Origin of the sequence: Phenylobacterium sp. (genome assembly GCF_030646615.1) — a bacterium.
Taxonomy (GTDB): Bacteria; Pseudomonadota; Alphaproteobacteria; order Caulobacterales; family Caulobacteraceae; genus Phenylobacterium.
In genome coordinates this window covers 1-14697 of the sequence record NZ_JAUSLG010000063.1, presented here as the reverse complement: position 1 = coordinate 14697, position 14697 = coordinate 1, and the positions used below count along the sequence as shown (strand labels likewise).

Genomic DNA, 14697 nt, shown 5'->3' with positions numbered 1-14697 from the left:
CATGGTCCAGATCGTCTGCCCCAACTGCGCCGCCGCCAACCGCATTCCGCCCGAACGGGACGCCGGCGCCGCCAAGTGCGGTCGCTGCGGCGAGGCCCTGTTCCAGGGCCGCCCGGTCGAGGTGGACGCTGCGCGCCTGCAGGTCCACCGCCGCGCCAATCAGGGCCTGCCGGTGCTGCTGGACGTGTGGGCGCCGTGGTGCGGGCCCTGCCGCTCCATGGCGCCGCATTTCGCCGCCGCCGCCCAGCGCCTGGAGCCGCGGGCGCGTCTGTTGAAGCTGAACGCCGATGAGGCGCCGGACGCCAGCGCCGCCCTTGGGGTGTCGGGCATCCCGGCCCTGATCCTGCTGAAGGACGGCCGGGAGGTCGCCCGCCAGGCCGGCGCCATGACCACCGACCAGATCATCGCCTGGATGAACCAGGCGCTCGCCGCCGCCTGAATGGCGGCGCTTACCAAGGGCCAAGCTCATGACACTCGACCGCGTCGTCTTCGTCTTCGCCGGACTCGTCGTCCTGGCGGGGGTGGCCCTGGCCTATCTGGTCAGCCCCTGGTGGATGCTGCTCAGCGCGTTTGCCGGGGCCAATATGATCCAGGCGGCCTTCACGGGCTTTTGCCCGGCCGCCCTGGTGTTCAAGAAGCTGGGCGTCAAGCCGGGCGCGGCCTTCCGCTGAGCCTGGCCAGCCGGGCGAGGCCGTCCCGGGCCAGGGCCAGGGTGACATCTTCGGCGCCCGACTCCCGCGCCAGGGCCGCGCCCTGGCCGGCCCACATATTGCTGAAATCTGGCCCCGGCCGCGCCGACCGCAGCGGCGCAAGGGCGCCCGCCGCCGTGGGGAAGGGGGTCGCCGCCGCCGACATCGGGCCGATCTCGGCCATCAGCCGGTTGGAGATCCCCCGCGCCGGGCGGCCGGTGAACAGGTTCGTCACCGCCGTGCCGTCGTCCCGCGCCGCCGCCAGGGCCTGGCGGTGGAAGTCCGGGACCAGCGACTCCGGGCTTCTCAGATAGGCCGTGCCCACCTGGACCCCGGCGGCGCCAAGCGCCAGGGCGGCGGCCACACCACGCCCATCGGCCACGCCGCCGGCGGCGATCACCGGGAGGTCGACCGCATCGACGATCTGGGGGACCAGGGCGAAGGTCCCCGGCTGGGCGCTCATATCGTCGGTGAGGAAGCTCGCCCGATGACCGCCCGCCTCGAAGCCCATGGCGATCACGGCGTCACAGCCCCGCTCGGCCAGCCACACCGCTTCTTCGACCGTGGTGGCGGAGCTGATGACTCGTGCGCCGCTCGCGCGCACCCGCGCCAGCAGGCCTGCCGTGGGCAGGCCGAAATGGAAGCTGACCACCTCCGGTCGCGTGGTTTCGACGAGCGCGCAGAAGGCGTCGTCGAAGGGCGCCCGGGTCGCCGCCGGCCGCGGGGCCTCGGGGTCGAGCCCCAACTCGGCATAGTAGGGCGACAGCGCCGCCATCCAGGCCGCCTCGGCCGCTAGGTCTGGCGTAGGGGGCGTATGGCAGAAGAAGTTGAGGTTCAGCGGGCCGCCCGCCGCCTGGCGAAAGGCCTCGACCTGCGCCTGCGCCTCCTCCGGCGACAGTAGGGCGCAGGGCAGGGCGCCCAGGCCGCCGGCCCGGCTGACCGCCACGGCCAGGGCGACACCGGAGGCGCCGGCCATGGGGGCCTGGAGGATGGGATGGCGTATCCCGAACAGATCGATCAGGCGGCGGTCGGGCCAGTCGGACATCAGGGCCTTCCAAGATCAGAGCAGGACTGATCTTGAACCTGCGCCCGCCCGAGAGTGTCAACCCGTGTCCCTAGAGCGCGCGGCCGCCGTTGATCTTGTAGAAGACCCCGCCCTCGTCCTGACCGCCAAGCTCCAGCACGCCTTCGATGGTCTTGACCCCATAGTCGAAGGTCACGCCCTTTTCGGTCTTCACCTCGATGAACTGCATCGGGCTCGGATTGAGGTGGAAGGGGCAGTCCGGCGGATAGGCCAGCAGGACGAAGTGGGTCTGGTTCGGGCCGTTCTGCAACGGCATCATATAGCCCGAGACCTTCACCTTCTTGCCCTTCAGGGCCAGCACCCCGGCCGGGAAGGAAGGCTTGGACACTACATAACCCCGCGCATCGGTGCGGGTGATCTCCTGGGTCGATTCCAGGAGCGACCAGGCGACGCCGCCGGGGGGCGTGTCGGCCGGTTTCCAGACGCTCTCCGTCGGCGCTACCGGGCGAGTCTGCGCCGAGACGGCGACTGGCGTCGCCTGGAGGGCGAGGACGGCGGTGAGCAGCAGGCGTATGAGCATCACTCTGACTCCTAACGGGTGTCGGCGAGGGTTTGGGCGATATCCACCCGGAAGACCTTCAAGGCCGGAACCAGGGCGGCGAGCCCGCCCATGGCGATGGCCGCCAGGACGATGACCGCTTCGGCCGGCTCAAAGCGCAGGGCGCTGAGGCCCATGTCCTGCAGTTGCGGGAAGGTGGCGGCGGCGAAGGCGACCACCCAATGGCCCACGATCACCCCCAGAAGGGCGCCGGCGGCGGCCAGCAGCACGCCCTCCAGGACGATGTGGCCAAAGATGGCCGGCGGTCGGGCGCCCATGACGCGCAACATGGCCATGTCGCCCTCGCGCTGGCGAAGCGCCGAATAGAGGGCGACGAAGATCGAGAGGCCGCTGGTGATCATCAACAGGATGGCGAAGGCCCGCACGGCGTCGATGCCGACCCCTAGCAGGGACAGCAGACGGGTCATCTCCACCGCGGGCGCGGCGGCCTGCAGCTGGGTCTGGCGGTTGATGAAGGTGGGCAGGCGGACGGCCGCGAGGGACGAACGGTACTTCACCAGCAGGGCGGTGACTTCCAGCTCGGCCTCGTCGGCGTGATGTGCAGCGTCGTCGTCGTGGGCGACGTCGTCATGTTCATGTTCATGGTCGTCATGCTCATGATCGTGGCCGGCGTGTTCATCGTGGCCCGCCGTTTCGTGCTCATGATCTTCGTGATCGTCATGATCCTCGCTCGGACCGGTCCCAAAGCCGTGGGCGCCCCAGACGCTGGCGACCGGCGTAACGATCAGCCGGTCGAGGACCGTGCCGGTCGGGGCGAGGATGCCGACCACCTCGAAGGGCGTCTGCTCGTGCACATGGCCGTCGCCGGAAAGGCCGTGGGAGCCCTCGAACTTCTGACCGAGTCCCGCGCCCGTGCCCCGGGCCACCTGGGCGCCGATCACCGTCTCATAGGGCGCCTCGAACATGCGGCCTTCGGCCATGCGGCCGTTGTAGTGCTCCACATAGGCGCTCTCGGTTCCGACGATCCGATAGCTGCGGAAGCTGTCGCCCAGGGCCAGGGGAATGACCTCGGCCACCGTGGGATCGGCGCGCAGCGTCTCCAGGGTCTCCAGCGGGATGTTCCCCGTCGGCACATCGACCTGGTAGATGCTGGAGAGGATGAGCTGCAGGGGCGAGCCCTTGGCGCCGACCACCAGGTCGATTCCCTGCGCATCGCGGGCGAACCGCTCGCTGAGCTGGCTCGAGAACAGGACGAGGATCACCAGGGTCGCTACGCTCAGCGTCAGCAACAGGATGTTGAGGGCGGTATTGAGCGCCCGGTCCTTCAGATAGGCCAGCGACAGTCCGGCCAGGGTCATGCCGTCACCTGCGGGGCTGTCAGCGCCAGGGTCCGCGCGAAGCGGTCGCGCAGCCGGTTGTCATGGGTGGCGATGAGCAGGGTCGCGCCGGTTGTCTCGGCGGTGCTCAGCAAGAGCTCGGCCATGGCCAGCGCATTGGCGTCGTCCAGGGCCGAGGTGGGTTCGTCGGCCACCACGATGGCCGGCCGGGCGCACAGCGCGCGGGCGATGGCGGCGCGCTGGCCCTCGCCGTGGCTCAGTTCCCGGGGCATGGCGTCGGCCCGATGCTTCAGCCCCACCTGGCCGATCAGATCATCAATGATCGCGGGCTCGGCATGGCCCAAGGCCAGGGTCTGGGCCAGGGACAGGTTCTGGCGGACGGTGAGGGCTGAAATCAATCGCAGGGTCTGGAACACCACCCCGATGGTTCGCCTTCGAAGCTGGTCCCGCTTGGCCGGCGGCAGGCTGGACATCAGCTCGCCATCGATCCGCACCTCGCCGGAGGTCGGGGTGATCAGGCCGGTGATGACGTTGATCAGGGTCGTCTTGCCGCTGCCGGACGGGCCGATCAGCAGGGTGTGCTCGCCACGGCCGGCGGCGAAGGCAGGCACGTCCATGACGCAGCGGCCCGCGATCTCATGGCGCAGGCCCTGGACTTCGATAAGCCGTTCGGAAGGCGTCGTCATCAGATCGGCGCGATGTGTCCAGGATACAATAAACGAAGGTCGTCAGGCTGGAGGCTAGCGGGAGCTTCGACCCTGTCTGGAGGCGGCGCTGGCCAGCTGCGGCTCGTCCGGACCCCGCTCGACCTTGATGGCGAACCGGGAGAGCAGGGCGCTGCGGGCGTCGGCCATGTCCTTCTCGCGCATGGCCTCCCGGGCCCTGGCGTCAGCATCGCGCCGCTGCTCGGGGTTCATGTCGCGATAGCTGTAATAGGCGGTCATGGGGCCGTACAGGTCGCCATGCATATCGCAGGCCTGGGCGGCGCTGGCGCCTAGCGCGACGCAAAAACCCAACAGAACTGCTGTCCGCATGATATCAGCCTCCAATTGGCGACAATGGTACATTCTAACACCCGGCTTGGCCAGATGCGGCGCGCAGGGGGATCGCCCCTGGCCGCTTTTGAGCAAGATTGCAGCGCCCTGCGCCCAGCCTATGGGCAGGTTCCTGGCTGGCCGCCCTACCCACCGGCCCCGGCCAAGGCCTAGGATGAGCCCGACGACGCGGGCCCCTGGCCGTTCCCGTCCCCCCGAACCGCGAGACCTCATGACCTTCGCCGAACTGGCCTACCACGTGACCCCCATGGGGGCGCTCAGCCTGCGCCGACGGCGGATGCTCACCCTGGACTGCGATGTGCTGGAGGTGAAGCTCGGCGAGGACTTCCTGATGTCGAGCCTGTTCACGGCCGGCGAACGGGCCCTGGCCCACCTGTCGATCGAGGCGGCGCCGGCCGGAGACCTCGATGTCCTCGTGGGCGGGCTTGGCCTTGGCTATACGGCGGCGGCGGCGCTGGACCACGACCGGGTGCGGAGCCTGGCGGTGGTCGACGTCCTGCCCGAGGTGATCGCCTGGCACCGGCAGGGCCTGGTGGACCTCGGGCCGCGGCTGTCGTCCGATCCGCGCTGCGCTCTGATCGAGGGCGACTTCTTCGCCATGGCCCGCAGCGGCGCCTTGCCGGATCCCGGCCGGTTCCACGTCATCGCCGTCGACATCGACCACTCCACCGAGGCCTGGCTGAACGCCAGCCATGGCGACCTCTATGCCGAGGCGGGGCTGGCGAGGCTCGTCCCCTGCCTGCATCCCGGCGGGGTGTTTGGCCTCTGGTCGGACGCCGCGCCGGACGATGCCTTCCTCGCTCGGCTGCAGCGCGTTTTCGCCCGGGCTGATGCGGAGGTTGTGCCATTCGACAATCCCCTGCGCGAGGCGACGGAGAGCTGCACCATCTACCGCGCCTGGGTCGACTGAGCCTCGTCTGCAAAGGCCTGGGCGGAATCGGTTTCCAGCCCGCCGGGCGGGGGCTATGACGAGCCGGTGGCCGGCGGCGCGTGTCCAAGCTGCGGCCAGAGCGTATGAGGAGGGGGCGTGGAGCACCACAGCGAGCTCGAAACCAGCGGCCCCGCCGCCGGGGCGACGAGCGGCCCCGTCCTGTCCCTGGTGATTGCGGTCCTCAATGAGGCCGAGAACATCGAGGCGGTGACCGCCGACTGTCTGGGCCAGCTGGCCGGAGTCGGCCCCTTTGAGATCGTGTTCGTCGATGACGGCTCCACCGACGCCACCGCCCAGGTGATCCTCGCCCTGGCCGCCCGCCATCCGGAGATCCGGCTGGTCGCCCATGACCGTCGCTGCGGCAAGTCCCAGGCCGTGCGCACCGGCGTGGTCGCCGCCCGCGCGCCCTGGGTCGGCACCCTGGATGGCGATGGCCAGAATACGCCGGGCGACCTCGCCGACATGCTGGCCCTGGCCCAGGCCGCGAAGGGGATAAGACCGCTGGTGGCGGGAGTCCGCGTCCGCCGCGACGATCCCTGGCCGCGCCTGGTGGCCACCCGGCTGGCCAATGGCTTCCGCGCCGCTGTGCTGAACGACCATTGCCCCGACACCGGTTGCGGCGTGAAGCTGTTCGGCCGCGAGGATTTCCTGCGCCTGCCGTGTTTCGAGGGGATGCACCGCTTCCTGCCGGCGCTCTTCCAGTCCTATGGGCATCCGCTGATCAATCACCCGGTCACCCACCACGCCCGGCTGCACGGCCAGTCCAAATACACCAATCTCGGCCGCGCCCTGGTGGGCGTCGGCGACATGCTCGGCGTGATCTGGCTGAAGAGCCGTATCCAGGCGCCGGTCGTGTCCGAGCGCCGCCCGTGACGCCGGACGCCTCAGACCGCCTGGGGCTGCGCGAGGGCCTGCTGCTGTTGATCGCGGCGCTCGTCCTGCTGCTGCCGGGCCTCACCGGCCTGCCGCCTGTGGACCGGGACGAGTCCCGCTATGCGGTCGCCACGACCCAGATGCTGGCGACCGGCGACTATGTGGATATCCGGTTCCAGGATCAGCCGCGCTATCTCCAGCCGGCCGGGGTCTATTGGCTCCAGGCCCTGAGCGCCGGGGCCTTCACCGAGCCGGAGGCGCGCCAGATCTGGGCCTTCCGACTGCCGTCCCTGATCGCGGCCCTGGCGGCTGTGCTGGTGACCGGCTTCATGGCCAGCCTGTGGTTCGGCCGCTGGGCGGGTCTGCTGGCCGGCCTGATGCTGGCGGCCTGCATGTCCCTGGGCTTCGAGGCGCGCATCGCCAAGACCGACGCCTCCCTCCTGGCCGCCGTGACCCTCGCCCAGTTCGCCTTCATGCGGGTCTATGCCGGCGCCGCCCGCTCACGCTGGCCGGTCCTGATCTTCTGGGTCGCCCTGGGCGTCGGCATGATGCTCAAGGGTCCGATCATCCTGATCGTCGTCGGCCTCTGCGTGCTGGCCCTGGCGCTCTGGGACCGCAGCCTGGCGCGGCTCAAGCCGCTGCAGCCGCTGTGGGGGCTGCCGCTTGCCCTGCTGGTGGCCGCCCCCTGGTATGTGATGATCGGCCTGGCCACCGACGGTGACTTCTTCCGCGTGGCGATCGGCGACAACCTGCTGCACAAGGTCGGGACCAGCCAGCAGTCCCACGGCGGGCCGATCGGCTATCACCTGATGGGGTTCGCCCTGACCTTCTGGCCAGGCGCCGTGCTGGCGGCCCTGGCCATTCCATTTGCCTGGCGCGAGCGGGCGCGGCCGGAGATCCGGTTCCTGATCTGCTGGATCGTGCCGGCCTGGCTGGTCTTCGAACTCGTCTCCACCAAGCTCCCCCACTATGTGCTGCCGGTGTTTCCGGCCATCGCCACCCTGACGGCGGCGGCGATCACGGCGCAGCGTCCCGCCGCCGGGCGGATCCAGAAGGCGCTGTTCGGCCTCTTCCTGTTGCTCTGGCTGGCGGTAAGCCTGGCGCTGAGCGCCCTGGCGCCGTTCGGGATCTGGACCTACGAGGCGCGGATCGACGGGCTGGCGGTCGTGCTGGCGGCGGGCGCCATCGTCGCGGTCGGCGTGGTCGTCTGGCGCGTCCTGGCCGGGCGGCCTGACCAGGCGGTGCTGGCGGGGGTGGCGGCTGCGATCCTGGTGACCGGCAACACCTATGGCTACACCCTGCCGCGGCTGGAGGCCCTATGGCTGAGTCCGCAGATCGTCGCCCAGGCCCGCGCCGCCGCGCCCGGCTGTGGGACGCCGCTGATCATCAGCGCGCCGTACCATGAGCCAAGCATGGTGTTCCTGAACGGCCCCGAAACCACCCGCCTGACGCCGACTCCGGAGGCGGCGGCCGAGGCCCTGGCCCTGGCGCCGGCCTGCGCGGTCGCCGTCATCGGCGGGCCGGAAACGCCAGCCTTCCTCGCCCGCGCCCAGGCGCTTGGCCTGTCGCCCGCACCGGCGGGCAGGGTGGCCGGGCAGAACTATTCCGATGGCGAAGACCTCGACCTGACCCTGTTCGTGGCCGGGGAGGGCGATCTTGCCCCCTGATCAGGGTCCCCGCCGCCGCACTGTGGTGGTGGCGCTGGCGGTCCTGTCCCTGGTCACCCTGCTGGGGTTTGCAGCCCCCCTGCTGCCCCTGGGTGACGCCGAGGCCCTGGCTCTGACCGTGGACCGGATGAACGATGGGCGCCTGGCGCCCCTGTGCGGGGTGGCGATCTTCGCGGGCCTGGCCACGGTCGGCGTGCCGCAGTTCGTCCTGATCAGCGCCCTGGTTCTGGTCTTCGGCCCCTGGGCGGGCTTCGCCTATAGCTGGACCGGCAAGATGATCGCCTGCGCCATGGGCTTCTTCGTCGGACGGCGGTTCGGCGCGCAACTGGTCGCCCAGTACCAGTCGCCCGCCCTGGCCGCCTTCATGGCCGGTCTCGCCCGCCGGGGCTTCTGGGTCAGCGCCGGGATCCGCCTGGCGCCCACCGTGCCCTCGGTGGTGATCAACATCGCCGCCGGGGCCACGCCCATCGGCTTCTCTCCCTTCATCGCCGGGGCCGGCGTGGGCAGCCTGCCCAAGATGGCGCTGATGGTGTTCGGCGGCGCGGCCCTGATCAGGGGCCTGCGGACCGGCAGCGTGGGGGCCTGGGGCGGGGTGGCCCTGGCGATCCTCCTGTTCGGCCTGATGGCGCTAGGGGTGCGCGCCTGGCGCGCCCGCCGCCTGGGCTGACTTTGCAAAAGCCGCCGACAATCCCTAGATTCTCTCGATGAGCGTCGCCTTCACCCGAGAGGAAGACTACGAGTCCCAGGCCGCCGACCTGCCGGATCGTCCGATCTCCACCCACGCCAATCTGGTCACCGCCAGCGGCCTGGCCGCCATTGAGGCCGAACTGGCGCAGGCCCGCGCCGCCTATGGCGCGGCCCAGCAGCAGGGCGGGGTCAGCGCCGATCGCACGGCCATGGCGAGGGCCACCCGCGACCTGCGCTATTGGTCGGCCCGCCGGGCCAGCGCCCAACTCACCGAGCCTGAGCCTGAGGCCGACAAGGTCCAGTTCGGCCGCATCGTGGAGCTCGAGCGCGAGGATGGCCGGCGCCAGACCTTCCGCATCGTCGGCGAGGACGAGGCCCAGCCGGGGCAGGGCAGCATCTCCTATGTCTCACCGATCGCCCGGGCCCTGATGGGCCGCAGCGTCGGCGACGTGGCGCTGGTGAACGGGTCTGAGGTCGAGGTGCTTGCTGTCCGGCAAGCCTAGGCGACCACGCCTCAGCTCTTGCGGACGAACTCGGCCCGCAGCACCAGGCCCTTGATGCCCTCGTAGCGACAGTCGATCTCCTGGTCGTCGCCGGTCAGCCGGATGGACTTGATCACCGTGCCCCGCTTCAGGGTCTGGCCCGCGCCCTTGACCTTCAGGTCCTTGACCAGGGTCACGCTGTCGCCGTCGGCCAGCAGATTGCCCACCGAATCGCGAACCTCCACCTGGCCGGCCGCGGCCGCATTGGCCGCCGCCTCGCCGGCGCTCACCCACTCGCCGGTGGTTTCATCATAGACGAAGTCGTTATCGGCCGGGCTCATCGGGTGTGGATCCATGAATCTGGAGAGCGCCGACAGCCGATTCGCCTCGGCGGTGCGGTCGCGTCGTAATCTACGAAGAAATGGAGGCCTGGCCCGGAATCGAACCGGGGTGCACGGATTTGCAGTCCGCTGCGTAACCACTCCGCCACCAGGCCATCCTGCGCCGACGCCCCCTTGAGAAGGAGGCGCCGCCTTGAGCGGAGGCGGATCGCTAACAGAACCGCCCGCCCGCGGCAATCTCTCTTGCAGCGGGCGATTGCGCTCGGCTCCGGGGCGGACCTATAAGCGCGCTTCACAAGAATACCGTCGAGGTCCCATGGTCGACTTCTCCGCCGCCCGCCTGAACATGGTCGACAGTCAGGTCCGGACCAATGACGTGACCGACCTGCGGGTCCAGGACGCCATGCGCGTCATTCCCCGCGAAAGTCTCATCCCGCCAGGCAAGGCCTATCTGGCCTATGCCGACGCCGAGGTGGAGTACGCCCCGGGGCGCTGGATGCTGGCTCCGCGGGACGTCGCCAAGTTGCTGCACGCCCTGGCCATCCAACCGGGCGAGCGCGCCCTGGCCATCGCCGCGCCCTACGCCGCCGCGGTGCTGGAGCATGCGGGCCTGGCCGTGACCCGCCTGGACGGCGAGGACCTGAAGACGCCGCCGGCCGGCGAGTATGACGTGATGATCTGCGAGGGCGCCGTGGCTCGCGCGCCGGAGAGCTGGACTGCGGCCCTGGCGCCCGGCGGCCGCCTGGCGGTGATCGAGCGCGCAGGCCCCGTGGGCAAGGCGACCATCTATGCCCGCACCGAGACCGGTCTCGCCCGTCGGGTAATATTCGACGCCACGCCGCGCCATCTGGCCGGGTTTGAGCCTGAGCAAGGTTTCGCCTTCTAGGGCGTGCTGAAACACACCAGAAAGCCGGGCGTGAAAAAAGCTTAAGGTTAGGACCCCTGGTCGAGTTGGAGTCAGCCGGTCATATAGGGGCATCTGTCTCGTCGTCGTCGGGGATTACGCATGTTCATCAGCCGTCGTGCAGGCCTGCTGGCCGCCGTCTTCAGCGCTGGTCTGGCCTTCGGATCTCCGGTGGCCGCCGAGTCCCTGGCTGACGCCATCGCGCTCGCCTATCAGACCAACCCGACCTTGCAGGCCCAGCGCGCGACGCTGCGGGCCCTGGATGAAAGCACGGTGCAGGCCAAGTCCGGCTGGCGGCCAACTCTCAGCGCCTCGGCGAGCGCCGGGTACACCGAGACGCGCACGCCTCAGCAGTCCGGGGCGACCCTGGTGGATTCCAACGGCGACGGCATTCCCGACACGGCCGCCGGCAGCGGCATCGACGAGCGAAATTCGGGGGCGGCGACCTTCAACCTGTCGCAGCCGATCTGGACCGGCGGCCGCGTGGCCTCGGCGGTCTCGGCGGCCCAGGCTGAAGTGCTGGCCGGGCAGGAAAACCTGCGTCGCATCGAGGCCGAGGTCCTGGGGGGCGTGATCGTCGCCTATGTGGATGTGCGCCGCGACATCGAGGCCCTGCGCATCCGCCAGGACAATGTCCAGGTGCTGCGTCGCCAGCTCGAAGAATCCGACGCCCGCTTCGAGGTCGGCGAGATCACCCGCACCGACGTCGCCCAGTCCCAGGCCCGGCTGGCCGCGGCCGAGGCGCAGATGCGGTCCGCCGAGGCCCAACTGGCCATCACCCGTGCAGGCTACGCCGCCATCGTCGGCCAGAACCCGGGCGATCTAGAACCCGAGCCGCCCCTGGGGCCCCTCCTGCCGCCGTCGGTCGAGGCCGCCTTCGAAGCCGCCGAGATCAATAATCCGCAGGTTCGCCAGGCGATGTACAACGCCCAGGCGGCCGAAGCCCGCGTGTCGGCGGCCCGGGCCGAGCGCATGCCCAATCTCGGGCTGAACGCCAGCCTCGGCTGGAGCGGTCTGGCCGAGCCCTTCGAGCCCTCGGACTATTCGCGCAACATCACTGGCCGCGCGACGCTGACCGTGCCGCTGTTCACCGGCGGCCTGACCAATTCCCGCGTCCGCGCCGCCCGCGAGCGGGAGACGGCCAGCGAGCTCGGCGTCGAGCAGGCCCGCCGCACGGCCCTGCAGAACGTCACCCAGGCCTGGAGCCAGCTCCTGGCCGCCCGGGCCAATATTGGCTCCACCGACGAGCAGGTCCGCGCCACGCGGATCGCCGCCGAAGGCGTGCGCCAGGAACAGCAGGTGGGCCTGCGCACCACCATCGATGTGCTGAACGCCGAACAGGAGCTGCGCTCCGCTGAGCTGGCCCAGATCTCGGCCCGCCGGGACGAATATGTGGCCGCCGCCTCTGTGCTGTCGGCCGTGGGCCGGCTGGATGCGGCCAACCTGATCCCCGACGTCGAGCGCTATGACGCCCAGGCCAATTCCCGCGGCCTGCGCTTCGCTGGCGGCTGGACGCCCTGGGAAGTCCCCATCGGCCTGGCGGATTCGATCCTTGTGCCGGTGACCGAGGAACTGCCCCGGGACGCGCCGATGGCCACGGCCAACTAGACTTTTGGTGTGTGGCCTTCGCGCAGGGCGATAAGCGCCTTGCGCCGACAGGGGAAAATTGCAGGATCGATCTATCGCGCCTAGGCTGGCGCTCGGATTCTCACCTGAAGTCATAACGGCGGCCACATGTCCGATCAGACCTCCCAAGAACCGACGATGGAGGAGATTCTCGCCTACATTCGCCGCATCATTTCGGAGGACGACGCGCCTGCGGACGAGGCGAAGGCCGAGGAGGGCGAAGCCCCCGCCGAGGACGCCGCCGCCGAGGCGCCGGCCTATACGCCCGAGCCTGAGCCCGAGGCGCCGCCCGCGCCCGCCTATGAGCCTCCGGCGGCCGAGGAAGATGACGAGCCCCTGGAGCTGACCGAACGGGTCGACCAGGTCGGCGATCTCGACGTCTATAGCCCCACGACCGCGCCGGCCGCCGCCGAGCCGGAATCGGCGGCCTATTCGCCGCCGCCTGCGCCGGAACCCGCACCCTCCTACGCCGAGCCGTCCGCCGACGAGGGCCTGCTTAGCCAGACGGCGGCCACGGCTGCAGCCTCGGCCTTCGGTCAGCTGTCGGCGGCGATCGGCATGCCGCATTCCGACCGCACCCTTGAGGACGTGGTCCGCGAGATGCTGCGCCCGCTGCTCAAGCAGTGGCTGGACGACAACCTGCCGCAGATCGTCGAGGCCTCGGTCCGCGAAGAGGTCGAGCGCATCGCCCGCGGTCGCGTACGCTAGTCTATCTGTCTCTCACGCCCCACGGGCGTGTGAGTCGCCGAACCCGCCCCGCCAGGGCGGGTTCGTTCGTTTCGGCGCAGCATCCGGCTTTCGCGCAGATGCGCGGGCCTGTATGGACCCCCTGATCCGCCATGCTTGAAAAGACCTTCGATCCCAAGACCGCCGAGCCCCGCCTCTATGAGGCTTGGGAGCAGTCGGGCGCGTTCGCCCCCACCGACGATCCGAACGCCGAGCCGTTCTCCATCGTCATCCCGCCGCCGAACGTGACCGGCTCGCTGCACATCGGCCATGCGCTGAACAACACGCTGCAGGACGTGCTGATCCGGTTCGAGCGGATGCGGGGCAAGGCCGCGCTGTGGCTGCCGGGCACCGACCATGCGGGCATCGCCACCCAGAACATCGTCGAGCGCCAGCTGGCCGAGGCCGGTAATATCGGCCGCCGCGAGATGGGCCGCGACGCCTTCGTCGAGAAGATCTGGGAGTGGAAGGCCAAGTCCGGCGGGACCATCGTCAACCAGCTGCGCCGCCTGGGCGCCTCCTGTGACTGGAGCCGTGAGCGCTTCACCCTGGACGAGGGCCTGTCGGCCGCCGTCCGCAAGGTGTTCGTCCAGCTCCATAAGGAAGGCCTGATCTATCGCGACAAGCGGCTGGTGAACTGGGATCCCCATTTCCAGACCGCCATCTCCGACATCGAGGTCGAGCAGCGCGAGGTTGACGGCGCCTATTGGCACTTCGCCTATCCCCTGGAGGACGGCTCCGGCGAGATCGTCGTGGCCACCACCCGGCCTGAGACCATGCTCGGCGACACCGCCGTGGCGGTCCATCCCGACGACGAACGCTACAAGCATCTGGTCGGCAAGGCCGTGCGCCTGCCGATCGTGAACCGGCCGATCCCGATCATCGCCGACGAATATCCCGATCCGGAAAAGGGCTCCGGCGCGGTGAAGATCACCCCGGCCCACGACTTCAACGACTTCCAGGTGGGCAAGCGCCACAACCTGCCGGTCATCAACGTCTTCGACGACTATGCGCGGATCAATGAGAACGCGCCGGAGGCCTATCGCGGCCTGGACCGGTTCGCCGCCCGCAAGAAGGTGGTCGAAGCGTTCGAGGCCCTCGGCCTGCTGCGCGAGATCGAGAAGACCCGCCACGTGGTCCCGCACGGGGACCGCTCCGGCGTGGTGGTCGAGCCCTATCTGACCGACCAGTGGTACGTCGACGCCAAGACCCTGGCCGGCCCCGCCATCAAGGCGGTGGAGGAGGGGCGGACGGTCTTCGAGCCCCGCAACTGGGACAAGACCTATTTCGAATGGATGCGGAATATCCAGCCCTGGTGCATCTCGCGCCAGCTCTGGTGGGGGCATCGCATTCCGGCCTGGTACGGCCCCGACGGCAAGGCCTTCGTGGCCGAAACCGAGGACGAGGCCAAGGCCGCCGCCCGCGAGCACTACGGCCGCGACGAGCCCCTGGTCCAGGACGAGGACGTCCTCGACACCTGGTTCTCCTCAGGCCTGTGGCCCTTCTCCACCATGGGCTGGCCGGACAAGACCAGCGACCTAGCGCGCTTCTATCCGACCCACACCCTGATCACCGGTTTCGACATCATCTTCTTCTGGGTCGCCCGGATGATGATGCAGGGGATCCACTTCAGCGGCGAGGTTCCGTTCCGCCGCGTCTTCATCAACGCCCTGGTCCGCGACGCCGAGGGCAAGAAGATGTCCAAGTCCAAGGGCAATGTCCTGGACCCGCTGGAGCTGGTGGACGAGTTCGGCGCCGACGCCCTGCGCTTTACGCTGACGGCCATGTCGGGCCAG

Annotated in this window: 17 protein-coding genes and 1 tRNA gene; 11 read left to right on the top strand and 7 right to left on the bottom strand. The window is 69.7% G+C overall.

What is annotated here, in order from left to right:
* Position 1 precedes the first annotated feature (1 nt).
* Positions 2-439 carry a thioredoxin TrxC gene (trxC, locus tag Q7S93_RS10550; protein ID WP_304713852.1) on the top strand — a complete coding sequence of 146 codons (438 nt, stop codon included), beginning with the start codon at positions 2-4 and terminating at the stop codon, positions 437-439.
* A 28-nt stretch (positions 440-467) separates the two neighbouring features.
* The gene (locus tag Q7S93_RS10545; RefSeq protein WP_304713851.1) at positions 468-671 is read left to right on the top strand and encodes a YgaP family membrane protein; all 204 of its coding nucleotides are present in this window, start codon (positions 468-470) and stop codon (positions 669-671) included.
* On the opposite strand, the gene Q7S93_RS10540 is transcribed toward Q7S93_RS10545, so the two are convergent.
* The 5 genes from Q7S93_RS10540 to Q7S93_RS10520 form a co-directional block, all read right to left on the bottom strand.
* Positions 646-1734, bottom strand: a complete 1089-nt coding sequence (locus Q7S93_RS10540) for an NAD(P)H-dependent flavin oxidoreductase (RefSeq protein ID WP_304713850.1) — start codon at positions 1732-1734, stop codon at positions 646-648. The genes Q7S93_RS10545 and Q7S93_RS10540 overlap by 26 nt on opposite strands.
* 70 nt (positions 1735-1804) lie before the next feature.
* Positions 1805-2293, bottom strand: coding sequence for a DUF3299 domain-containing protein (locus Q7S93_RS10535; RefSeq protein WP_304713848.1), 489 nt, complete (start codon positions 2291-2293; stop codon positions 1805-1807).
* 11 nt (positions 2294-2304) lie between these two features.
* Positions 2305-3630 (bottom strand): ABC transporter permease, encoded by a 1326-nt coding sequence (locus Q7S93_RS10530; RefSeq protein WP_304713847.1) that lies wholly within the window; start codon positions 3628-3630, stop codon positions 2305-2307.
* A complete protein-coding gene (locus tag Q7S93_RS10525) occupies positions 3627-4295 on the bottom strand; it encodes an ABC transporter ATP-binding protein (protein ID WP_304713846.1) in 669 nt (222 codons plus the stop codon). Before Q7S93_RS10525 ends, Q7S93_RS10530 begins: the two co-directional genes overlap by 4 nt.
* Positions 4296-4349: 54 nt before the next feature.
* Positions 4350-4643, bottom strand: coding sequence for a hypothetical protein (locus tag Q7S93_RS10520; RefSeq protein WP_304713845.1), 294 nt, complete (start codon positions 4641-4643; stop codon positions 4350-4352).
* Between the two features lie 232 nt (positions 4644-4875).
* Here Q7S93_RS10520 and Q7S93_RS10515 point away from each other — a divergent pair, with 232 nt between their 5' ends.
* The 5 genes from Q7S93_RS10515 to greA all read left to right on the top strand — a co-directional run bounded on the left by Q7S93_RS10515 (position 4876) and on the right by greA (position 9325).
* Positions 4876-5574, top strand: a complete 699-nt coding sequence (locus tag Q7S93_RS10515) for a hypothetical protein (RefSeq protein WP_304713843.1) — start codon at positions 4876-4878, stop codon at positions 5572-5574.
* Positions 5575-5691: 117 nt separating this feature from the next.
* Complete coding sequence (locus Q7S93_RS10510; protein WP_304713842.1) at positions 5692-6468, top strand: glycosyltransferase family 2 protein; 777 nt, start codon at positions 5692-5694, stop codon at positions 6466-6468.
* Positions 6465-8135: an ArnT family glycosyltransferase gene (locus Q7S93_RS10505; RefSeq protein WP_304713841.1), complete on the top strand. Its 1671-nt coding sequence runs from the start codon at positions 6465-6467 to the stop codon at positions 8133-8135. The genes Q7S93_RS10510 and Q7S93_RS10505 overlap by 4 nt, the downstream gene beginning before the upstream one ends.
* Positions 8125-8802 (top strand): TVP38/TMEM64 family protein, encoded by a 678-nt coding sequence (locus tag Q7S93_RS10500; RefSeq protein WP_304713840.1) that lies wholly within the window; start codon positions 8125-8127, stop codon positions 8800-8802. Before Q7S93_RS10505 ends, Q7S93_RS10500 begins: the two co-directional genes overlap by 11 nt.
* Positions 8803-8839: 37 nt before the next feature.
* Positions 8840-9325 carry a transcription elongation factor GreA gene (gene greA / locus Q7S93_RS10495; RefSeq protein WP_304713839.1) on the top strand — a complete coding sequence of 162 codons (486 nt, stop codon included), beginning with the start codon at positions 8840-8842 and terminating at the stop codon, positions 9323-9325.
* Between the two features lie 11 nt (positions 9326-9336).
* On the opposite strand, the gene Q7S93_RS10490 is transcribed toward greA, so the two are convergent.
* Positions 9337-9549 carry an alkylphosphonate utilization protein gene (locus Q7S93_RS10490; protein WP_300576253.1) on the bottom strand — a complete coding sequence of 71 codons (213 nt, stop codon included), beginning with the start codon at positions 9547-9549 and terminating at the stop codon, positions 9337-9339.
* Between the two features lie 177 nt (positions 9550-9726).
* Positions 9727-9800 (bottom strand) — tRNA-Cys (locus Q7S93_RS10485).
* A gap of 161 nt (positions 9801-9961) precedes the next feature.
* On the opposite strand from Q7S93_RS10485, the gene Q7S93_RS10480 reads away from it, so the two are divergent.
* The 4 genes from Q7S93_RS10480 to Q7S93_RS10465 form a co-directional block, all read left to right on the top strand.
* Entirely contained in the window at positions 9962-10531 is a 570-nt protein-coding gene (locus Q7S93_RS10480) for a protein-L-isoaspartate O-methyltransferase family protein (RefSeq protein WP_304713838.1), read from the top strand.
* A 120-nt stretch (positions 10532-10651) separates the two neighbouring features.
* Positions 10652-12157, top strand: a complete 1506-nt coding sequence (locus tag Q7S93_RS10475; RefSeq protein ID WP_304713837.1) for a TolC family outer membrane protein — start codon at positions 10652-10654, stop codon at positions 12155-12157.
* Positions 12158-12283: 126 nt separating this feature from the next.
* Positions 12284-12883: a PopZ family protein gene (locus Q7S93_RS10470; RefSeq protein ID WP_304713836.1), complete on the top strand. Its 600-nt coding sequence runs from the start codon at positions 12284-12286 to the stop codon at positions 12881-12883.
* A 131-nt stretch (positions 12884-13014) separates the two neighbouring features.
* The coding region (locus Q7S93_RS10465) for a valine--tRNA ligase (RefSeq protein WP_304713835.1) at positions 13015-14697 on the top strand (1683 nt) is incomplete at its 3' end.